The sequence below is a fragment of the Rhizobium sp. Leaf384 genome, from assembly GCF_001424065.1.
Taxonomy (GTDB): Bacteria; Pseudomonadota; Alphaproteobacteria; order Rhizobiales; family Rhizobiaceae; genus Ferranicluibacter.
Genome location: NZ_LMQE01000001.1, coordinates 1,504,001 through 1,522,907 on the forward strand (window position 1 = coordinate 1,504,001; position 18,907 = coordinate 1,522,907).

Here is an 18,907-nt window from a genome sequence, read left to right on the forward strand (position 1 = left end):
GGTGGTGTTCAGGCATAGGGTGTTTCAAGCATGCTCAGTCATGCGATATAGCTTAACCCGCCTCGTACGGAAAGATATCATGCAGCGCAACATGTCGCAGAGGGACGGCGCCGCTTAGACGCCTTCGACCACCAGCATGTCAGCATCCGCGACCTCCTGGCGGATGGCCGCAGCGATCTGGTATTCCGGCGAATTGTAGCAGGCCGTGGCGGCCTCCATCGAGGGGAACTCGATGATCACGTTGCGCGCCCGGATGTTGCCCTCAAGCTTTTCCACCGGCCCGCCCCGCGCGAGGAAGACAGCGCCATATTTTTCGAAGGCCGGCTTGGCCGCCGCGACGTAATCCTTGTAACGCTCGACATCGCGAACATCGACGCGCGCGATCCAGTATCCCTTGGCCATATCGGTCTCCTCTGAAATGTGTAGCGCTGACGCCGTCAGTCGTTGCTGGGCCAGCTGGCGCGGCGCATGTCGTCAAGAATGGCATGCGTCGCAGCACGGGGATCCGCCGCCTGAACGATCGGGCGGCCGACGACGAGATGGCTTGCGCCGGACGAGATCGCATCGAAGGGGGTCATGACCCGTTTCTGGTCGCCCTTGTCAGCGCCCGCCGGCCGGATGCCGGGCGTGACCACGGCGAGATCCGGACCCACGACCTCGCGCACGATCGCAGCCTCTTCGGCCGAACAAACGATGCCGCCCATTCCGGCATCCCGCGCCTGGGCTGCGCGGCGCAGCACGAGCGCGCGCGGATCGTCGGCATAGCCGGCGGCCTTCAGGTCGTCCGCATCCATCGAGGTGAGCACGGTCACGCCCAGCAGGCAGAGGCCGGAGCCTTTCGCCGCCTCAACGGCGGCGGCCATGGCTTTTGGATAGGCGTGCAGCGTGAGCATGGTCATTCCCATGCGCGCAATGTTCTCGACGCCCTTGGCGACCGTATTGTCGATATCGAGAAGCTTCATGTCGAGAAAGATCTTCTTGCCCGAGGCGGCGAGGTCTCGCGCAAATTCGAGACCGCCGGCAAAGATCAGCTGATAGCCGATCTTGTAGAAGCGGCCTTCGTCGCCAACGGCATCGACAATGCCCTGCGCCTCGGCGACCGTGGGGACATCAAGACCGATGATCAACCTGTCGCGCGCTGCCTCAGCCATCCGTCCACCCCTGCCAATCCTCAATGCGGGTCCACTTGCACACCGGGCGATGGCGAGCAAGGGAAAAAGCCGTCTCACAGACATCCTCGGACCGGTCGCGCACCGCGCGGAGCGGAAACGCAAAGAGGTGCCCACCACCCGGCCCTTGGTCGTGAGCCCGCGAAATGGGAAGGCCGGAGAGGTGACAATAGAGCAGCGTGCCGACGCCGCCATGGCCGATGAAGGCGATGGGAACGGTTGGGTCGTGCGTATCGAGCACAGTCGTGACGGCCTGGACGATGCGGGCCTGCGCGTCGTCCGCCGTTTCCCAGCCGCGAAAGCTCACGGAAGGCTTCGCGAAGAAGCTGTCGGCCGCCGCCTCGAACGCCGCCGAGGGCAGGAATCCGGTTGCCGAGCGGTCGTTCTCGCCGGCGTTTTCCAAAACCTCGACAATAGCTCCCGATACATCCGCCAGAATGCCGGCCGTCTCCAGCGCTTTCGTTTCGTCCGATGAGACGATCCGACCGAGACGCCGTGCCCAACCGGCCTGCGCTGCGACCCCGGCCCGCGCGCGACCCCGCTCCGAAAGGCCCCAGCGCGGGATCGGCACGTCGGGATCGATCGAAACCTCGGGATGGCTGATATAAAGGCCGAACATAACGGTGCCCCGTGCGCCCAGAAGACGCGATCAATGGGTCTTGCGATAGATCCAGAGCCGCGCCGGCGGGATATTGCGCATGATGAAGTCGAGCTGTTCGGTGCGGAACCGGTCCGGCAAGTTGGCGACAGGCGAACGCGGACCGTAGGAAATCTGCACCACGGGGCGACCGACGGGTACCCGGGTCAGCAGATCCTCGATCAACGCGACGCGGCGCGGCATCGGCATGTTCAAAAGCGGGACGGCCGAGATAACGCAATCGAACTGATCTGCGGCACGGCGGCCGAGCGTGGTGCCGAGATCGAAGGCATCGCCGTTGATGAACTCGACGGCGGGAAAGCGCGCCAGGAGCTGGGTGTAGAAGTCGCTCGAATATTCCACCGACACGAGCTGGTCGGGCGCCACGCCACGATCAAGGATGGCTTTGGTAATGACGCCGGTGCCCGGTCCAAGCTCGAGGACCGGCAGGCCCGAATCGGTATCGATGACGCTGGCCATCCGCCGCGCGGCGATCGAGGAAGTCGGCGTGATGGCACCCACGGCCTTCATGTTGCTGCGCCAGCCCTTGAAGAACCGGATTTCCTCATCGAATTTCTTGCCGAAACGCTCTTTCAAACGCAAATTCATACCCGTCTCCACTCCGACTCGCTGCTTGAGCGTTCGCTGTCATACCCCATTCAAATATCCAACGCGACAAAAACCGTCCTCTTTGCGTCATTTTGCTGGGCGGCGTTGCGGAGGAAATCCAAGGGGTTTTCTCTGTAAGGAGCGGTCGACATTGGGCGAAAGACGGCCGGTGCTCGGCCCGGACAATGCCCTGACATGCAAAAGCGCCCGGAGGAGAATCCTCTCGGGCGCTCAAGACAGGCATGCATCCAAAAACAGGCGGTTACGGCGTTATACGCGGTGCCGCCTTACACGCGCATCGGCATCAGCACGTACAGCGCGTCTTCACCAGCGAGATCGCGGACCAATGTCGGCGAGCCGGCATCGGCGAGCATGAAGACGGCTTCGGTCCCTGAGAGCTGGGCCGTGATGTCGAGGAGATACTTGGCGTTGAAGCCGATTTCGAGAGGGTCATTGTCGTAACCGACCGGCAGTTCTTCGGTCGCGCTCCCGCTGTCGGGATTGTTGACCGTCAGCGTCAGTTGTCCGTCGGCAAGCGCCAGCTTCACGGCACGACCTCGCTCGGAGGAAATGGTGGAAACGCGGTCCACGGCCTGCGCGAAGGACTGGCAATCGATCCGCAGTTCCTTCTCGTTATTGGCCGGAATGACGCGCTGGTAATCCGGGAACGTCCCGTCGATCAGCTTCGATGTCATGACGATGGAGCCGATGCTCATGCGGATCTTGGCATCGGAAAGCTCCAGCGTCACCGTCGCGTCCGGCTGATCCACCAGCTTCTGCAGTTCGCCCACGGTCTTGCGGGGAATGATGATGCCCGGCATGCCTTCGGAGCCCGAAGGCGCCTCCAGATCGGCCCGCGCAAGACGGTGCCCGTCCGTTGCCACGGCGCGCAGCTTCAGGTCTCCCTTGCTTTCGATCGTGTGGATATAGATGCCGTTCAGATAGTAGCGTGTCTCTTCCGTCGAGATCGCGAACTGCGTGCGATCGATCAGCATCTTGAGATCGGTCGCCTTCATGGTGAACTTGTGCGTGAAGGTGCCGGCGTTCAGGTCCGGAAAATCCGACTGCGGCAGGCATTGAAGCGAAAACTTCGATCGGCCGGAGGCGACCGTCATCGCTGTACCCTCGGCATTGGTCGAAAGCCGGACCTCCGAACCGTCCGACAGCTTGCGGACGATGTCGTAGAGCAGGTGGGCTGGAACAGTGGTGGCACCCGGCTGCTCGACTTGCGCCGGTGTCGCCTCGGTGATTTCGAGATCGAGGTCGGTCGCCTTCATGTCGAGGCTCTCGCCGTCGGCCCGCAGCAGAACGTTCGACAGGATCGGAATGGTGTTCCGGCGCTCGACGACGCGGTGGACGTGGTTCAGCGATTTGAGGAGATTGGACCGCTCGATCGTAATGCGCATGAGATGCTGTCGCTTTCCATCAGGACCGGGAGAGACCTCCCGGCTTGAACTCTTGAACGCCTCGGCCACCGGGCCGCGGGCGGCCGAAGGGCGGCGTGGATGTGGACGCGCAAAATGGCACTACACCGGGACGAAGTGCAAGGGCCAAGCCGCGCTCGCATTACACTGCCCACCATTATCCTTCGACGCTCCGGCTTGCGGCCCGACACCGGCTCCCCCATAAAGACCGCATGAAGGACAAGACAAGAGAACGCGGTGCGGCATCGGATGCCGACATACGGTCGCGCAGCTATCGCGTCCACGATACGATCGTGGATGCCCGACCGATCGAGCCGGCGCTCTATCTGGTGGCGACGCCGATCGGCAATCTCGGCGACATCACCCTGCGGGCATTGGAAACCCTGGCCGGCGCCGATGTGCTAGCCTGCGAAGACACACGCGTCACACGCGTTCTCCTGGACCGCTACGGAATCGCCAACCGTCCCTACGCCTATCACGAGCACAATGCCAACGAGGCCGGCCCGCGGCTGATCGCGGCGCTCGATGCCGGCCGGTCGGTCGCGCTGGTGTCGGATGCGGGCACGCCTCTTGTGTCCGATCCGGGTTATCGGCTTGCCCAGACGGCGATCGAAGCGGGGCACAGGGTGGTGCCCCTACCCGGGCCTTCGGCCCCCCTGGCTGCGCTGGTCGGCTCCGGACTTTCGAACGAGGCCTTCCTCTTCGCAGGCTTTCTGCCCTCCAAGGACAAGGCGCGGCGCGACCGGCTGGGCGACCTTTCCCGCGTGCCGGCAACGCTGATCTTCTTCGAGTCGCCTCACCGGATCGGCGCCACGCTGATCGGCGCTGCGGAGACGCTCGGCCGGGCACGCGCGGCGGTGGTCTGTCGCGAACTGACCAAGACCTACGAGGAGTTCCGGCGCGGGACGCTCGGTGAACTTTCCGACCATTACGGCGGCGACGTCGTCGTGAAGGGCGAAATCGTGCTGGTCATCGGCCCGCCTCCGGAGGAAGCGGCACCGGAAGCGCAGGATGTCGATGCTCTCCTGACAGAGCTTTCCGCCGAGATGTCGGCCGGCAAGGCGGCGACCGAAGCTGCAAAACGCACGGGACTGAACCGGCGCACGCTCTATGACCGGCTTCTGGTGCTCAAGGATCAGCCGTGACGCAAAGGGCCGACCGGCGACGCTTGCAGGCGCTGCGCAAAGGGGCCCTTGCGGAATATCTCGCAGCCCTAGCCCTCATGCTGCGCGGCTATCGGATTGTCGCCTTTCGCTACCGCACGAAGCTCGGGGAAATCGACATCATCGCCCGGCGTGGCGATCTCATCGCCTGCGTCGAGGTGAAGGCGCGCCGAAGCGCGGATGCGGCGATCGCCGCGGTGAGTGCCCTGTCGGAGGCGAGAATCCGCAACGCGAGCGAACTCTGGCTGCAACGGCAGCCAGATGCGGATCGCCTGTCGATCCGCTATGACATCATGGCCGTCACGCCATGGCGTTGGCCGGTCCACTTCCCCGACGCGTTCTAGTCGGGGAGACGGTTCTGTTCGGTGCGCGTTCTCGTGTGATGTTCGCCAGATGCGGTCGTGACGGATAGGGGTGCGACGGAGAGCGCGTCAGCCTGCTTGGTCGAAGAACCTGAAAGACGTCTGCCGGACGCGATGTTGCTCGAGCACCTGGAACTCTCAGTGGTGCCGGACGGTTACATTGTTCTCGACGAGATGAACACCGATCACCGATGCGGCTGCCTGTTCGACGCAACCGACCTCGGCTTCGTTCGACACATAGCCGGACAGGATGATGGTGCGTCCGATGGCGATGACATCAAGGTGGGTCGTATCGACGAGGGCCACATACTGGATGTACCGTGAGACCTTGCTTGCGAGGTCGTCATCCCGCAGATGGGGTTCATCGTCGCGTCGGCAATATGTCTGCTTGTCAATCGGCATGCCTGTGCGCCCCTGTTGCCCGCGTTCCGCATTCAGGGCCGGCCGTTTTTGGCCGTTTCGCGGATCAGCGTTATCGCTGCAATGCAACGCGAGGTCTCACAGGAATGTTCCACGCCATCCCGCTTCGCCGTGAGGCGTACCGTCTCGCCATGAACGGTCGATCAGAAGAGGCGGCGCCCGTCTTCGACATGGATGAACGCTTCGACGGCCGCCGCGATGAAGTCCTCGCGTGCATAATCCGCGGGCTGCTCGCCGTTCAGAACGTAGCGGCACATTCGCAGGGCGGCTCCGTAGGCGGCGCCTTCATGTGTCGGCCATTTGTCGAGTAGGACTTCGGCCGCTTCCCGCGTGTTGCGGATAATCCGGTAGTCTCCGATGCCGCCGAGTTCGAGGACGACCGGTTGCTGCCACCATTTTTCATTGATCACTGTGTAATTACTTACCGTCATGCCGAATCCTTCCGCTGCCGATAACCGTCGGCCTTTATGGCAGTCGAAACTTACGCAGGCATTGCGTCGCAAACGGAAAGGTTGCGAAGGGCGCACGAAGCAGTTTATGCGATAGGGGCACGGAGAGCTTCATGTCCGACGTCCTCATCAATGTCCTTCCTCTCTTCGTCCTCATTTTCGCAGGCTGGCTGATCGTGCGAACGGGCTATCTGAAGCCCGCGGTCGGCGATGCCCTCGGCGACTTCGTGTTCAAGGTTTCCGTGCCCGTTCTCCTGTTTCGCACCATAGCGACCGCGGACTTCACGGACGGCTCGCCCTGGCCACTCTGGGTCGCCTATTTCTCGGGGGTCGCCGTCGTCTGGACGCTTGGCCATCTCGTCGCCACCCTCGGCTTCAAGCGCGACCGCCGCATCGGCGTGCTCGCGGGCGTCTCTTCGGCCTTCGCCAACACGATTTTCATCGGCCTGCCGCTCGTCTCGCGCAATGTGGGGGACGCCGGTGTCGTGGCCCTGTCGATCCTGATCTCGGTGCATCTTCCCGTGATGATGATCGCCGGCACGATCCTGATGGAACGGGCAGAACGGAAGACCAATGGCGGCGCGGCCCAAAGTCCGCTGGCGCTGGCTCGCGGCATCCTGCGGAATCTGGTGCGCAACCCGCTTGTGATCGGGCTCGCCTGCGGCGCCGTGATGCATGCGCTAAAGCTCCCGCTGTCGGGACCGCTCAAGATCGCCATCGACCAGACCGCGGCTGTCGCAGGCCCCGCCGCGCTGATCTCGATCGGAATGGCGCTTGATAAATATGGACTGTCAGGCAATCTCGGCCTTGCCGCCTTCACCAGCGCGCTCAAACTCGTGGTGTTGCCCGCCTGTGTTTTCAGCGCAAGCCATCTGCTCGGCCTCGAACGCTCCTGGACGGCCGCGCTGGTGCTGACGTCGGCAGTCCCCACAGGTGTCAACGCCTGGCTGATCGCGAACCATTTCAATGTGGGTCATGGCTTGGCATCCTCGACCATTACCCTGACCACGGCCCTCGGCGTGGTCACCGTTTCCGCATGGGCCTACGTTCTGCTCTGACGCTCGCCCTTTGACGCTCGGCAGCCCGACATCCTCATACCGGCTCTCGTGGTCGCACTTCCGGACAGCGACAGACCCTGTTGTCAGAACGCAAAAGCCCGGCGCGAGCCGGGCTTAGACAATTGTCGATCAATAACACTCTGCGACTTAGTTCGCAGGGGCCGGTGTTGCAGGGGCCGGTGTCGCAGGGGCCGGGGCTGCGGGTGTCGCAGGGGCCGGGGCAGAAGGGGCAGCCGGGGCAGCAGCGCCGGCCGGGGCCGGGGCAGCGGGGGCCGGGGCAGCCGGAGCCCCAGCATCAGCCGGCGCGGCTGCAGGTGCAGCGGAGGCAGAGGCATCGGGAAGGGCAACAGGCGCATCGGACTGACCGCGAAGCCAGGCGATGAGGTTGGCACGCTCTTCCGGCTTCTTCACGCCCGCAAATCCCATGGCCGTGCCAGGCACGTGCTTCTTCGGCGCCTCGATGAAATAGCTCAGATGATCGTATGTCCACGTCTTGTTGGCTTCGGCAAAGGTCTTCATGCCGGCCGAATAGGCAAAGCCTTCATGCGAGGCGATCGGTCGCTCCACCACGCCCCAGAGGTTGGGTCCGACCTTGTTCGGCCCACCCTTTTCGATGGTGTGACAGGCGCCACACTTCTTGAAGATGGCTTCGCCGGCACCGGCATCGGCGCTGGCAAGCAGCGGCTTGATGTCGACTTCCGTCTCGGCAGCAGCCCCCGCTCCGGCCTCGCCTGCCGTCTCCTCGGCAATGATGGCAAAGCCCGGCTTCTCCGGAGCTTCGGAATGAAAAATGCCTTCAGAGGCGATCGATACGGACATCAGCACGAAGACCGTTCCGAGAAAGGCTCCCACGGCCATATTTACATGCGAGTTCATCAACACACCTCCCCTTGCGTCCGGCTCCAGGCATACGCACGCGCCGCCGGTTTCAACAATCTGCCACGGCACCTTGAAATCGTGCGGAAGCTATGTCTTTTGACCAAGCGTTGCAACAGCGATATCCGTGCCGGACGAACCACTTCTGGCACTTTTTGATGGTGTTTTGAAGGGCTCGGCATGAAAAGCGACAATTTGGCAAAAACACTCGTCCTCATCCCGGCGCGGATGGCCTCCACACGGCTTCCTGGCAAGCCTCTGGCCGACATCTGCGGGCTGCCGATGATCGTCCAGGTCGCGCTTCGTGCGCGGGATGCGGACGCCGGACGCATCGTCGTGGCTGTCGATCACCAGGACACGTTCGATGCCGTGACGGCGGCCGGCTTCGAAGCCGTGATGACGCGCATCGACCATCAATCCGGCTCTGACCGGATCTACGAGGCGCTGACCCTCTGCGACCCCGAGGGCCGGATCGAGACCGTCATCAACGTACAGGGCGATCTGCCGACGATCGAGCCGGAAACCATCCGCGCAGCCCTGCGGCCGCTGGAAGATCCCGCCGTGGACATCGCGACGCTGGCGGTGGAAATCGTGCACGAAGCGGAGAAGAGCAATCCGAACGTCGTGAAGGTCGTCGGCGCACCCTTGTCTGCCAGCCGCATGCGGGCGCTTTACTTCACGCGGGCAACCGCACCCCATGGTGCAGGACCGCTCTACCATCATATCGGCCTCTACGCGTATCGCCGGTCTGCTCTGGAACGTTTCGTGGCCCTGCCGCCGTCGACGCTGGAAAAGCGCGAATCGCTCGAACAGCTCCGCGCGCTCGAGGCAGGCATGCGCATCGACGTGGAAATCGTGAGCTCCATTCCGCTCGGCGTCGATACGCCTGCCGATCTCGAGGCGGCACGGCGGATGCTTTCGACGCGTCCCGGAGCCACGTCATGATGCCTGTCACCAACCGGATCTCGTTCCAGGGCGACTACGGCGCAAATTCGGACATGGCATCGCGCGACATGTTCCCGGCGATGGACCCGCTGCCCTGCCAGACGTTTGAGGATGCCTTTCTGGCCGTCGAGAACGGCGAGGCGGACCTCGCCATGATCCCGATCGAAAACACGATCGCGGGACGCGTCGCCGACATCCATCATCTGTTGCCGGAGTCGCGCCTGCACATCATCGGCGAGTATTTCATGCCGATCCGGTTCCAGCTGATGGTCCTGCCCGGTGTTTCCCGCAGCGAGATCCGCACCGTGCACAGCCACATTCATGCGCTCGGCCAGTGCCGCAAGATCGTGCGCGCCAACGGCTGGAAGCCCGTCGTCGCCGGCGACACCGCCGGCGCCGCCAAGCTTGTGTCGGAAACGGGGGACCGCTCGATGGCGGCCCTCGCGCCCCGGCTGGCGGCCGATCTCTACAAGCTCGATATCGTCGCCGAGAACGTCGAGGACACGGAAAACAACGTGACGCGCTTCGTGGTGCTCTCACGCGACGAAAAGCCGATCCGGCGCGATGCCGCAAGCGACCATCTCGTCACCACATTCGTCTTCAACGTCCGCAACATTCCGGCCGCGCTCTACAAGGCGCTGGGGGGCTTCGCCACGAACGGCATCAACATGACGAAGCTGGAGAGCTATCAGATCGGCGGAAAGTTCATCGCGACGCAATTCTATGCGGATATCGACGGGCATCCCGACGATGCGAACGTCAAGCGGGCGCTGGAAGAACTTCGGTTCTTTTCGGAGAAGGTCCGGATCCTCGGCTCCTATCCGGCGCACCCCATGCGACGCGTGTTATAAAAGTCGCGCCCTGCCGAAATCCCTTCCGCGCGGACAAACATGTCCAAGGTGCGGGGTAGTGTTCATGACGCAAAGATGATTGCGTACGGCGGAGAGGTGACTGATTTGCGGCATTGCCGCCCGCGCCTTTCGTTTGACAGCCGCGGAAAAGGCGGCATCCAAGGGACGCCTACCATGATCATCAGAACTCTTCTTCTTGCCTCGACGGCTGCGTTGTCCATGACTGCGGGCGCACGGGCCGCCGATGCGATCGTTGCCGCCGAGCCGGAAGCCATGGAATATGTTCGTGTCTGCGATGCCTTCGGCGAAGGCTTCTTCTACATTCCCGGCACGGAGACATGCCTGAAGATTGGCGGCTATGTCCGCAACGACAACAATCTGGGGGAAAGTGCCTATAGCGGCGAAGATCTCGACTGGTCGCCCTTTACCCGGGGAACGCTGACCTTGGATGCCCGCAGCGATACGGAATTCGGCGAGCTCCGCTCCTTCATCGAAATGCGATCGGAAGCGAGCGATGGCGAATCGACCACCTACATCAATTCGGCCTACATCATGCTCGGCGGCTTCATGGCCGGCTTCAACGATTCACGCTACGACCTTTTCCTGAATTCGGCCGGCAACATCATCAATGACGACGTCATCGACTATACCGGCGACCGGACGAACCAGGTGAGCTACCAGTGGGGCGGCGACAAGGGCTTTTCGGCCTTCATCGGCGTGGAAGAGGGTGGCGGCTCCTACGATACCGGCTTTGCCGGCAGGCCGGTCGAAGACTATCAGGCGGCACACCCGCTGGCAGGCGCACGCATTCAGGAAGACTGGGGCGGCCTGTTCATCATCGGCGGCTACGATCCGGATGCCGAGGCCTTCGGCGGCAAGGTTCGCGGCGATATCGTCTTCAACGACGTGTTCAAGATCTTCATCATGGCCGGCTACCAGTCCGACTGGAACAATGACAAAGGTCCGGGGGACACCCGCAGGCGCAACTACTATGGCCCGTGGAACGGAGACTGGGCCGCATGGGGCGGGTTCACCGCCACGGTCAACGAGAAGACCTCCGTCAACGGTCAGGTGGCCTATGAAGAGGATGGCACGCTCGCGACCGCCCTCAACATGGAGTACATGATCGTCGACAATTTCAAGGTGCAGCCGGAGTTCAACTACACCAAATTCGACGGCGAACGCGGTCATGGCGATGCAGTCGGCGGCACGATCCGCTTCCAGCGCGACTTCTGATCCGGCGTCCCTTCGACGATTGCGCTTTGAAGAACCGGCCTCGTGCCGGTTCTTTCGTTTTCCGGTTCGGCGTTTCGTCAGGCCGGCCAATCCAGCCAATCGCGCATCAGCTGGTGGGCGATCGCCCCTTTCGGCGGCGTCGACTGGACGTCGACGTCATGGCCCGTATTGCGGGCAAGCATGGCACGGGTCTCCTCGCGGGTGAACCAGCGGCAGTCTTCAAGCTCGAGATCGTCGATCCGGATCTCGCTCGACTTGGCCTCGGCATAGCAGCCGATCATGAGGCTGTGCGGCATCGGCCAGGGCTGGGAAGCGTGATAGCGCACGCGGCCGATTCGAATGCCGGACTCTTCCATCGTCTCGCGCCGCACGGCATTCTCGATCGTCTCGCCGGGCTCCAGAAAGCCAGCAAGACAGGAATACATGCCCTCGGGAAAGTGCGGGCTGCGGCCGAGCAGGCAGAGGTCGCGCTGCAGGTCGATCGTCAGCATGATGACGACGGGATCCGTGCGCGGGAACGCCGGATGGCCGCAGGCCGTGCACACCCGCCGATATCCGCCGCCCCGGGCCTCCATCGGGCTGCCGCATTTGCCGCAGAAGCGGTTGGAGGCATTCCAGGCCATCAGGCTCGCGGCCTGGGCAAACTGCCCGAGCAATTCGTCCGGCAGCATCGCCTGCCGATAGAGGCTGCGGCCATCTGCCAGCTTGAAGGGCTCCTCCAACGTCGCCTCCGTCCGGTTGACGGGAACCGCGATCCGCGGCTCTCCGGAGGGGAGCGTTCCCAGAAGGATGGCAGCCTCGAGATCAGGCTCGAGCGCCGCGATCTCGTACGGCGCAAACAGCGGGTCGATGATGTTTTCGTCGTGCTTGACGACCAGCTTGCCCTCCGCAAAGGCGAAGAGATGCGCGCCCTCGGTCTTCAGCGCCACCTCCACGCAATCGTCGGCTCGGTGTTCGCTGTCGCGGACGAGATGATTGCCGGCAAAAGCGACCAGAGAACTCGGTTCGGGATGCGGTCCCTTGAAATCAAAAATCGCGTGGCTCATGTCAGGGATTCCATCAGGCTCTTCAGGAAGTGGTCTCGCTTTGCCGCGTCCCAAGGTTCGGCCACGCCGAAGCCCCAGATGGGGCCCGGCCAGTTCGCATCGTCCTCGGTGCGGGCAACGACATGGACATGGAGCTGTCGAACGATATTGCCCAGTGCGCCGATGTTGATCTTGGTCGCACCGGTTACCTGCTTCAAAGCAGTCCCAATCCGGTTGGTTTCGCGCGAAAGCGTTGCCTGCTCGTCGGGCGACAGCTCGAACGTTTCGCTGACAGCGTTGCGCTCCGGGATGAGAATCAGCCAGGGCCAGCGCGCATCGCGGCTGAGCCGCAGCTGGCAAAGATCGAGGCGGGACACGAGATCGCTGTCACGCGCGAGGCGCGGGTCGAGTTCGAACGGGGTCACGGGTTCCTCCTGCTTGTGCTGTCGGTCTTTCCCGGCCGCCGTGCCCGTTTGTCTGAACGACGGGTCAGCGCTTCGGGAAAGGCCTCTCTTTGGACAGGCTTCTCTTCTGACAGGGATGCCAGATTCTTCCAAGGGCCGACTTGCATTCCGTTTGGATATTGCCGATATGGAGATCGGGAGGTTGGTGGTGGACGAGCCACTCGCCAACCGGGTCAGGTCCGGAAGGAAGCAGCCCCAACGAGCCCGGCACGGGTCATCGTGCCAGCCTCCCACCCTCAGGGTCTTCGTGGAAGTCCCTGAACCACCAGACCATGGCCGCCCGTTCGCAAGCTCGCTGCCGCGTCTAAAGCTTGCCGACCGTCCGGACAGACGGAACGAGCGGCGGGGCGCATGACCGACATCACCACGACATCTCCTGACGCAGCCACCGCCCCGGTCGAGAAGCCGGCGGCTTACAGGGTTCTTGCGCGGAAATATCGCCCGAAGGACTTCTCCGACCTGATGGTCGGACAAGAGCCAATGGTCCGGACGCTGACCAATGCGTTCGAGACGGGGCGCATCGCGCAGGCCTACATGCTGACGGGTGTCCGCGGCGTCGGCAAGACGACCACGGCCCGCATCCTCGCGCGCGCATTGAACTACAAGACCGACGACATTGACAAGCCGACGATCGATCTTCGCACGCCGGGTGAACACTGCCAGGCGATCATGGAAGGGCGCCATGTCGACGTGATCGAGATGGACGCCGCGTCCCATACCGGCATCGACGATATCCGCGAGATCATCGAGCAGGTGCGCTATCGGCCGGTTTCCGCGCGCTATAAGGTCTACATCATCGACGAGGTGCACATGCTCTCGACGCAGGCCTTCAACGGACTGCTGAAAACGCTCGAAGAGCCGCCTGAGCATGTGAAATTTATCTTCGCGACGACCGAAATCCGCAAGGTTCCGATCACCGTCCTATCCCGGTGCCAGAGGTTCGACCTGCGGCGTATCGCAGCGACCGATCTGGTCGGCCTTTTCTCCACCATTCTCGGCAAGGAAGGCGTCACCGCAGAAGCCGAGGCGCTGGCCATGATCGCGCGCGCCGCAGAAGGCTCGGCCCGTGACGGCCTTTCGCTGCTCGACCAGGCGATCGCCCATGGCGGCGGGATCGTTGCCGCGGATGCCGTGCGGAGCATGCTCGGCCTTGCCGATCGCGCCCGTATCGTCGACCTCTTCGGCCATGTGGTGCGCGGCGACGTGAAAGCGGCACTCGAGGAGTTCGCCCTTCAGTACGAGGCCGGCGCCAGCCCGTCTGTCGTCCTGACCGATCTTGCCGATTTTACGCATCTCGTGACCAAGCTGAAGTTTTCCGCGGAGGCCGCCAACGACCAGTCGCTCAGCGAGGTTGAGCGGGTTCGCGGTGCGGAATTTTCTGCCGCCGTCGCCGTCTCCACTTTGTCGCGGATCTGGCAGATGCTGCTGAAAGGCATACCGGAGACGGAAAACGCCGCCCGGCCTGCCGGTGCCGCCGAAATGGTGCTGATCCGGCTGACGCATGCCGCCCACCTTCCCTCGCCGGAAGATGCGGCCCGCCGGCTGTTGGAAATGTCGGGCAGCGATGCCGCGCGGCCGGCCCCCCGGGGGGCAGGATCGGGCGCGGGTGGTACGCCCGGGAACGCCCATGCGAGCGGCAATGGTACGATGGCATCCGCCGTTGCCCAGCAGGGTTACGGACAGGGTCAGGGCAGTGTCACGGCGCGCGCCGGCGAACCGGTCACGCCATCGCGATTGACGGCCAACGGCGCGGCCATGCTGCGTGCGGTGCCCGAGGCCGAGCTTCCCGCGGCACAGGAGCGTGGTCAGGTCGACCTGAAGCCCGAGCCGGCGCCGGCGGCTCCCGTCGTTCCCCTGCGCTCGGTCGCCGATATCGTCGACCTCTGCCAGAAGAACCGTGACATCCTCTTGAAGACGCTGGTGCGCAATTTCGTGCGTCTCGTGCGGATCGAACCGGGCCGGCTGGAAATGAACGTTCCCGATGACGCGCCGAAAACGCTGGTGACCGACTTGCAGCGGCGGCTGGAGGAGTGGACCGGCATCCGTTGGATGGTGACGGTGAGCCGCGAGCCTGGTCTGCCGACCATGGTGGAAACCGAAGCGGCTGCGAAGGAAGAACGCTTCAACGATGCGCGTCAGGATCCGGACGTCGCAGCCATCCTCGCTCGCTTCCCCGGCGCCAAGATGGTCGATGTCCGCATCAAGGTATCGGAGGTCGAACGGGACGAGACGCCGGAGATTGTTGCGGTGGCCGAGTCCGAAGAGGGCGACATCCTTCCCGGTGACGACATAGAACACTGATCCAACCGGATATGAGAAGAGGAGACGACGGACGATGCGCGATATCATGGGCATGATGGGCAAGGTCAAGGAAATGCAGGCCAAGATGGAGAAGCTTCAGGAGGAAATCGCCCTTCTCGAAGTGGACGGCACCTCCGGAGGGGGCCTCGTCACCGTCCGGCTCGATGGAAAGGGCGCCTTGAAGAGCATCAAGATCGATCCGTCTCTCTTTAAGGAAGACGACGTCGAGATCCTCGAGGACCTGATTGTCGCCGCGCACAAGGACGGCAAGGACAAGGCGGAGGCGATCACGGCGGAAAAGACGCGCGAACTGACCGCCGGCCTGCCGATTCCGCCCGGAATGAAGCTGCCTTTCTGAGGGCCGTTGGGTTAGAGGTCTGGCAGGAATGCAGGCCCGACCATGCGGACCTTGCGCGGAAACCTTGGGATATCCGTTCGCGTACCACGCAGGCCGACGTCGGAGAACAGTCCTTTGTCCGGGCTTCCTTCCAGCGTCGCGAGAACGGTCGGCCCCCGATCTGGCGCTGCTTCGGAGCCGTTCTGGGGCGCTGTCGCAGGCATGCTTGCGGCGGACATGGGTCGAAAGTCGGCAGAAAAGATGCGGCTCGCATCGCAGGTTTTCGCCTGTTCGGCCTTTCGGTAAAGACCTGCCACGTCGAGATCCCGATAGCGTCTCCCGGTCGAGAGCGAGACCATGTCCATCGGCTCGCCATTCCCTCTCGGCTGCTGGAAAACATCCATGTTCGCCGTGGCGCAGATGGCCCTGCATTGTGCCGCAAGCCCTTCGATCGAGGCGCGACGAGGGCTGAATCCGGAATTGGGCGTCGGGAAGTAATAGCCGTCCGAAAGACGAACGCAGAACGTGGCCACGCGTGTCGCCGCGGAGAGCGCCGGGCGGGCAGTGGACGCCTCGGCCTTGGCAAGCTGCCGGATGACGCGTTTCGGCGAGATCGCCGCGTGGGTCGCGCGACCATCGGCCTTGCAGGCGGATGGCAAGGCCGAAAGCGCCGCTCGGGCCTGTGCGATACGGCCAGCCACCTCCCGGCAGACAAAGCCGCCGATTTCGAGATCGCACCCATGCTTGTGCGCCATCGTCCTGTTCGTGGCAATCTGACGCTGGAGGCGGGCCGCCTCGACGCCAGAGGACGCGCAGGTTCGGGCAAGGCTGTGGCTCGCGGGAACCGCGACGAGGAGAACAAGCGCCAGATATCCTGCCTGCCGTTTGATCCTGCTCACCCACGTCATTGCCCGCTCCCCGTCAGCTGCCTTGGTCGCGAAGGACATAACGGAGCCCGATGGCGGCGCGAAGCGGTTCCTTAAGGAATGGTTAAGGCCGGAGCGCTTCAAGCTGCGCACGAACCCGCTCGCTGATCGGGGCCGCCCGGTAACGCGCGCGCTCTGCGTCCGAAAGCGTCTTGACCGCGGTGGCAAGCATCTCCGGCATCGTGATCCGAGGCCCCTGGAACGCATGAAAGACGACGCGTTCCCCGGCGCACATCATGCCCGGACGCAGTACGCGGCAGTAGAAGCCCGGCCGGCCAACCCTCCGGAACCTCCGCGCAAATCCCGGATCGTTGAACCGAAGTGCGAGCGTGGAACAGGGGATTCGGGTGGAGGTGACCTCCAGCGTGACGCTGTCCGTCTCGAAGCGATCGCCGACCGCGATTGCTCGGCTGTCGACGTCCGAGACAACGAGATTTTCGCCAAACAGGCCGGGCGGGACGGCATGGCCCAGTTCCTCTGCCCAGGCGTCCAGATCCAGCGAGCCGAGGCCGTAGACGGCCTGATCCGGACCGCCATGATGTTTCCGATTGCACACCGCATCGCCCGCCAGCCCGGCGGCATCCACGATAACGGTACCGCCCTGGGGATGCTTGACGATCCCCGTCTTTGCGATCTTGCCGCCGATGACGGTGGCATGGCCGACGCAGACGGCGTCTATCTTCATGGCTTACCCTTTTCGTGCGTGGTTGCCGATCATACCTGCGCGGTGCAAAGCATTTTCACTCCACTCGCATATGGGATAGAACGCGCCTCATGGCAAAGCGAGTCACCGGCCCCGAAATCGAAAAACTCATCCAGCTTCTGGCGAAGGTACCGGGGCTCGGCCCCCGCTCGGCCCGTCGCGCGGCTCTCCATCTCGTCAAGAAGAAGGACCAGCTGCTCGGGCCGCTCGCCGATGCGATGAGCGAGGCGCATCGGAAGGTCCGCATCTGCTCCTGCTGCGGCAATGTGGATACGAGCGACCCCTGCAGCGTCTGCACGGATGCACGGCGCGACCATAGCTGCATCATCGTGGTCGAAGACGTGGCCGATCTCTGGGCACTGGAGCGCACAGGGGCGATGAACACGGCCTATCATGTGCTCGGCGGCACGCTGTCGCCGCTCGATGGCGTCGGCCCCGACGACCTGAACATCCGTGGACTGGTCGATCGCGTCGTCAAGGGCGAGGTGCGCGAGCTGATCATCGCCGTGAACGCAACCGTCGAGGGCCAAACGACAGCGCATTACATCACCGACCAGCTCGACGGGCTGGACGTCCGCATCACCCGGCTTGCCCACGGCGTCCCCGTCGGAGGCGAGCTTGACTATCTCGACGACGGCACACTGACCGCGGCTCTGCGGGCGAGGACGGCAATCTGACATGACATTCCCCAGACTTCCTGGCCTTCGCCATTTCCATCGCCTCGGCCTCGCGGCTCTCGTCTGCGCGTGCACAGTCATTCCGGCGCTGGCCGCTTCGAAGACCGAGACCGAAGCGCAGTTCCGGCGCTGGCTGCAGACCGATCTCTGGCCGCAAGCTCAGAAGGGCGGCATTACTAGGAACGAATTCGACACGGCGTTTGCCGATGTGAAGCTCGACTGGGACCTTCCGGACCTGGTGCCGCCGGGCGCAAAACCGCCAGGCGACCAGAAACAGAGCCAGGCGGAGTTCGCCTCTCCCGGCGCCTATTTCTCGGAAAATCGCCTGCAGGGCCTCGCCGTCACCGGTCGGAGCCTCGCCTCGACGCACGCCGCGACGCTGCGGCGGATCGAGAAGACCTATGGCGTGCCCGGCCCGATCGTGCTGGCGATCTGGGGCCGCGAGTCGGGCTTCGGGCGGGCGAAGATCCCCCATCCGGTGCTCGATGTGCTTGCGACCAAGGCCTTCATGTCCACGCGCAGTGAACTCTTCACCCGCGAGCTCGTCTCGGCCCTGCATATCCTGGCCAGCGGCGACGTCGCGGAGGCCGACATGCGCGGATCCTGGGCGGGTGCCATGGGCCAGCCGCAGTTCCTTCCCTCGAGCTTCCTTTCCTATGCCGTCGATTTCGATGGCGACGGGCGGCGTGACATCTGGAATTCCGTGCCGGACGTCCTTGGCTCCATCGCGCATTACCTGTCCGAAAAAGGCTGGCAGCGCGGTCGTGACTGGGGCTTCGAGGTGTCGATCCCGCGGACCGTTTCCTGCGCGCAGGAGGGGCCGGATCTTGCAAAGCCGTTCGGGCAATGGGCCGCATCCGGGATCGCCCGTGTTTCCGGCAAGGCCTTTCCACGCAGTGACGCGAAGGAGAGCGGCATGATGCTGGTGCCGGCCGGTCGCCATGGCCCGGAATTCCTGGTGACGCCGAATTTCTACGTCATCAAGGAATACAACAATTCCGATCTCTATGCGCTCTTCATCGGCAATCTCGCCGACCGGATCGGCGCCAATGGCGGTGCGTTCGAGGGCAGCTGGGGCGACGTCGGAAAGATGCTGCGCTCCGATGTTCTGACCATGCAGAAACGGCTCGAAGCCCAGGGTTACGACATCGGAAAGGCCGATGGACTGGCCGGCTACAAGACAAGGCGCTCGCTCGGCCAGTGGCAGGAGAAAAACGGGCTTGCAGCGACATGCTTCCCGGACGCCGGTCTCAAGGCCAAGCTGCGATAGACCAT

At 63.5% G+C, this 18,907-nt stretch carries 22 protein-coding genes and 1 other RNA gene; 11 read left to right on the forward strand and 12 right to left on the reverse strand.

The window, feature by feature from the left end:
- Positions 1–114: 114 nt before the first annotated feature.
- The 5 genes from ASG25_RS06870 to dnaN all read right to left on the reverse strand — a co-directional run bounded on the left by ASG25_RS06870 (position 115) and on the right by dnaN (position 3,821).
- The gene (locus tag ASG25_RS06870) at positions 115–402 is read right to left on the reverse strand and encodes a DUF1330 domain-containing protein (RefSeq protein WP_062471032.1); all 288 of its coding nucleotides are present in this window, start codon (positions 400–402) and stop codon (positions 115–117) included.
- A gap of 35 nt (positions 403–437) precedes the next feature.
- On the reverse strand, positions 438–1,151 hold the full coding sequence (gene pyrF, locus ASG25_RS06875) for an orotidine-5'-phosphate decarboxylase (RefSeq protein ID WP_062471035.1): 714 nt from the start codon (positions 1,149–1,151) through the stop codon (positions 438–440).
- Entirely contained in the window at positions 1,144–1,788 is a 645-nt protein-coding gene (locus ASG25_RS06880; RefSeq protein WP_062471038.1) for a histidine phosphatase family protein, read from the reverse strand. The genes pyrF and ASG25_RS06880 overlap by 8 nt, the downstream gene beginning before the upstream one ends.
- A 30-nt stretch (positions 1,789–1,818) precedes the next feature.
- The gene (pmtA, locus tag ASG25_RS06885; protein ID WP_062471041.1) at positions 1,819–2,415 is read right to left on the reverse strand and encodes a phospholipid N-methyltransferase PmtA; all 597 of its coding nucleotides are present in this window, start codon (positions 2,413–2,415) and stop codon (positions 1,819–1,821) included.
- Positions 2,416–2,702: 287 nt separating this feature from the next.
- Complete coding sequence (dnaN, locus tag ASG25_RS06890) at positions 2,703–3,821, reverse strand: DNA polymerase III subunit beta (protein WP_062471044.1); 1,119 nt, start codon at positions 3,819–3,821, stop codon at positions 2,703–2,705.
- Between the two features lie 230 nt (positions 3,822–4,051).
- Here dnaN and rsmI point away from each other — a divergent pair, with 230 nt between their 5' ends.
- Together rsmI and ASG25_RS06900 are read left to right on the forward strand one after the other, a co-directional pair.
- The gene (gene rsmI / locus ASG25_RS06895; protein ID WP_062471047.1) at positions 4,052–4,984 is read left to right on the forward strand and encodes a 16S rRNA (cytidine(1402)-2'-O)-methyltransferase; all 933 of its coding nucleotides are present in this window, start codon (positions 4,052–4,054) and stop codon (positions 4,982–4,984) included.
- Positions 4,981–5,346, forward strand: coding sequence for a YraN family protein (locus ASG25_RS06900; protein ID WP_062471050.1), 366 nt, complete (start codon positions 4,981–4,983; stop codon positions 5,344–5,346). Before rsmI ends, ASG25_RS06900 begins: the two co-directional genes overlap by 4 nt.
- Positions 5,347–5,502: 156 nt before the next feature.
- Here ASG25_RS06900 and ASG25_RS06905 read toward each other — a convergent pair whose 3' ends face one another.
- Together ASG25_RS06905 and ASG25_RS06910 are read right to left on the reverse strand one after the other, a co-directional pair.
- Entirely contained in the window at positions 5,503–5,766 is a 264-nt protein-coding gene (locus ASG25_RS06905; RefSeq protein WP_062471053.1) for a BON domain-containing protein, read from the reverse strand.
- A gap of 161 nt (positions 5,767–5,927) precedes the next feature.
- Positions 5,928–6,215 (reverse strand): DUF982 domain-containing protein, encoded by a 288-nt coding sequence (locus tag ASG25_RS06910; RefSeq protein ID WP_082475546.1) that lies wholly within the window; start codon positions 6,213–6,215, stop codon positions 5,928–5,930.
- Between the two features lie 131 nt (positions 6,216–6,346).
- Here ASG25_RS06910 and ASG25_RS06915 point away from each other — a divergent pair, with 131 nt between their 5' ends.
- Positions 6,347–7,291: an AEC family transporter gene (locus ASG25_RS06915; RefSeq protein ID WP_062471056.1), complete on the forward strand. Its 945-nt coding sequence runs from the start codon at positions 6,347–6,349 to the stop codon at positions 7,289–7,291.
- Between the two features lie 147 nt (positions 7,292–7,438).
- Here the strand turns inward: ASG25_RS06915 and ASG25_RS06920 are convergent, their stop codons facing one another.
- Positions 7,439–8,167 (reverse strand): cytochrome c family protein, encoded by a 729-nt coding sequence (locus ASG25_RS06920; RefSeq protein WP_062471059.1) that lies wholly within the window; start codon positions 8,165–8,167, stop codon positions 7,439–7,441.
- A 180-nt stretch (positions 8,168–8,347) separates the two neighbouring features.
- On the opposite strand from ASG25_RS06920, the gene ASG25_RS06925 reads away from it, so the two are divergent.
- The 3 genes from ASG25_RS06925 (at position 8,348) to ASG25_RS06935 (ending at position 11,199) form a co-directional block, all read left to right on the forward strand.
- Positions 8,348–9,112, forward strand: a complete 765-nt coding sequence (locus tag ASG25_RS06925; RefSeq protein WP_062471062.1) for a 3-deoxy-manno-octulosonate cytidylyltransferase — start codon at positions 8,348–8,350, stop codon at positions 9,110–9,112.
- On the forward strand, positions 9,109–9,963 hold the full coding sequence (locus ASG25_RS06930; protein WP_062471065.1) for a prephenate dehydratase: 855 nt from the start codon (positions 9,109–9,111) through the stop codon (positions 9,961–9,963). The genes ASG25_RS06925 and ASG25_RS06930 overlap by 4 nt, the downstream gene beginning before the upstream one ends.
- A gap of 174 nt (positions 9,964–10,137) precedes the next feature.
- A complete protein-coding gene (locus ASG25_RS06935; RefSeq protein WP_062471069.1) occupies positions 10,138–11,199 on the forward strand; it encodes a porin in 1,062 nt (353 codons plus the stop codon).
- A 77-nt stretch (positions 11,200–11,276) separates the two neighbouring features.
- Here the strand turns inward: ASG25_RS06935 and nudC are convergent, their stop codons facing one another.
- Both nudC and ASG25_RS06945 read right to left on the reverse strand, forming a co-directional pair.
- Entirely contained in the window at positions 11,277–12,245 is a 969-nt protein-coding gene (gene nudC, locus ASG25_RS06940; protein ID WP_062471073.1) for an NAD(+) diphosphatase, read from the reverse strand.
- Positions 12,242–12,649, reverse strand: a complete 408-nt coding sequence (locus tag ASG25_RS06945; protein ID WP_062471076.1) for an HIT family protein — start codon at positions 12,647–12,649, stop codon at positions 12,242–12,244. The genes nudC and ASG25_RS06945 overlap by 4 nt, the downstream gene beginning before the upstream one ends.
- A 176-nt stretch (positions 12,650–12,825) precedes the next feature.
- On the opposite strand from ASG25_RS06945, the gene ffs reads away from it, so the two are divergent.
- From ffs to ASG25_RS06960, 3 genes are all read left to right on the forward strand, one after another.
- Positions 12,826–12,922: signal recognition particle sRNA small type (ffs, locus tag ASG25_RS06950), an RNA gene on the forward strand.
- Positions 12,923–13,039: 117 nt separating this feature from the next.
- A complete protein-coding gene (locus ASG25_RS06955; protein WP_062471079.1) occupies positions 13,040–14,989 on the forward strand; it encodes a DNA polymerase III subunit gamma/tau in 1,950 nt (649 codons plus the stop codon).
- 34 nt (positions 14,990–15,023) lie between these two features.
- Complete coding sequence (locus ASG25_RS06960; RefSeq protein WP_062471082.1) at positions 15,024–15,347, forward strand: YbaB/EbfC family nucleoid-associated protein; 324 nt, start codon at positions 15,024–15,026, stop codon at positions 15,345–15,347.
- Positions 15,348–15,358: 11 nt separating this feature from the next.
- Here ASG25_RS06960 and ASG25_RS06965 read toward each other — a convergent pair whose 3' ends face one another.
- Both ASG25_RS06965 and ASG25_RS06970 read right to left on the reverse strand, forming a co-directional pair.
- Positions 15,359–16,234, reverse strand: coding sequence for a DUF2865 domain-containing protein (locus ASG25_RS06965; RefSeq protein WP_210168455.1), 876 nt, complete (start codon positions 16,232–16,234; stop codon positions 15,359–15,361).
- Positions 16,235–16,316: 82 nt separating this feature from the next.
- Positions 16,317–16,937: an MOSC domain-containing protein gene (locus tag ASG25_RS06970; protein WP_062471087.1), complete on the reverse strand. Its 621-nt coding sequence runs from the start codon at positions 16,935–16,937 to the stop codon at positions 16,317–16,319.
- 89 nt (positions 16,938–17,026) lie between these two features.
- Here ASG25_RS06970 and recR point away from each other — a divergent pair, with 89 nt between their 5' ends.
- Together recR and ASG25_RS06980 are read left to right on the forward strand one after the other, a co-directional pair.
- The gene (gene recR / locus ASG25_RS06975; protein WP_062471090.1) at positions 17,027–17,632 is read left to right on the forward strand and encodes a recombination mediator RecR; all 606 of its coding nucleotides are present in this window, start codon (positions 17,027–17,029) and stop codon (positions 17,630–17,632) included.
- 1 nt (position 17,633) lies between these two features.
- The gene (locus tag ASG25_RS06980) at positions 17,634–18,902 is read left to right on the forward strand and encodes a lytic murein transglycosylase (protein ID WP_062471093.1); all 1,269 of its coding nucleotides are present in this window, start codon (positions 17,634–17,636) and stop codon (positions 18,900–18,902) included.
- Positions 18,903–18,907 lie beyond the last annotated feature (5 nt).

Excerpts from the sequence above, each read along its gene's own strand:
- rsmI (WP_062471047.1), top strand. The coding sequence starts at position 4,052 with ATGAAGGACAAGACAAGAGAACGCGGTGCGGCATCGGATGCCGACATA.
- ASG25_RS06870 (WP_062471032.1), bottom strand. The coding sequence starts at position 402 with ATGGCCAAGGGATACTGGATCGCGCGCGTCGATGTTCGCGATGTCGAG.
- ASG25_RS06960 (WP_062471082.1), top strand. The coding sequence starts at position 15,024 with ATGCGCGATATCATGGGCATGATGGGCAAGGTCAAGGAAATGCAGGCC.
- ASG25_RS06965 (WP_210168455.1), bottom strand. The coding sequence starts at position 16,234 with ATGACGTGGGTGAGCAGGATCAAACGGCAGGCAGGATATCTGGCGCTT.
- nudC (WP_062471073.1), bottom strand. The coding sequence starts at position 12,245 with ATGAGCCACGCGATTTTTGATTTCAAGGGACCGCATCCCGAACCGAGT.
- ASG25_RS06905 (WP_062471053.1), bottom strand. The coding sequence starts at position 5,766 with ATGCCGATTGACAAGCAGACATATTGCCGACGCGACGATGAACCCCAT.
- ASG25_RS06970 (WP_062471087.1), bottom strand. The coding sequence starts at position 16,937 with ATGAAGATAGACGCCGTCTGCGTCGGCCATGCCACCGTCATCGGCGGC.
- ASG25_RS06910 (WP_082475546.1), bottom strand. The coding sequence starts at position 6,215 with ATGACGGTAAGTAATTACACAGTGATCAATGAAAAATGGTGGCAGCAA.
- pmtA (WP_062471041.1), bottom strand. The coding sequence starts at position 2,415 with ATGAATTTGCGTTTGAAAGAGCGTTTCGGCAAGAAATTCGATGAGGAA.
- ASG25_RS06880 (WP_062471038.1), bottom strand. The coding sequence starts at position 1,788 with ATGTTCGGCCTTTATATCAGCCATCCCGAGGTTTCGATCGATCCCGAC.
- ASG25_RS06915 (WP_062471056.1), top strand. The coding sequence starts at position 6,347 with ATGTCCGACGTCCTCATCAATGTCCTTCCTCTCTTCGTCCTCATTTTC.
- ASG25_RS06935 (WP_062471069.1), top strand. The coding sequence starts at position 10,138 with ATGATCATCAGAACTCTTCTTCTTGCCTCGACGGCTGCGTTGTCCATG.
- ASG25_RS06955 (WP_062471079.1), top strand. The coding sequence starts at position 13,040 with ATGACCGACATCACCACGACATCTCCTGACGCAGCCACCGCCCCGGTC.
- pyrF (WP_062471035.1), bottom strand. The coding sequence starts at position 1,151 with ATGGCTGAGGCAGCGCGCGACAGGTTGATCATCGGTCTTGATGTCCCC.
- ASG25_RS06920 (WP_062471059.1), bottom strand. The coding sequence starts at position 8,167 with ATGAACTCGCATGTAAATATGGCCGTGGGAGCCTTTCTCGGAACGGTC.
- ASG25_RS06925 (WP_062471062.1), top strand. The coding sequence starts at position 8,348 with ATGAAAAGCGACAATTTGGCAAAAACACTCGTCCTCATCCCGGCGCGG.
- recR (WP_062471090.1), top strand. The coding sequence starts at position 17,027 with ATGGCAAAGCGAGTCACCGGCCCCGAAATCGAAAAACTCATCCAGCTT.
- dnaN (WP_062471044.1), bottom strand. The coding sequence starts at position 3,821 with ATGCGCATTACGATCGAGCGGTCCAATCTCCTCAAATCGCTGAACCAC.
- ASG25_RS06930 (WP_062471065.1), top strand. The coding sequence starts at position 9,109 with ATGATGCCTGTCACCAACCGGATCTCGTTCCAGGGCGACTACGGCGCA.
- ASG25_RS06980 (WP_062471093.1), top strand. The coding sequence starts at position 17,634 with ATGACATTCCCCAGACTTCCTGGCCTTCGCCATTTCCATCGCCTCGGC.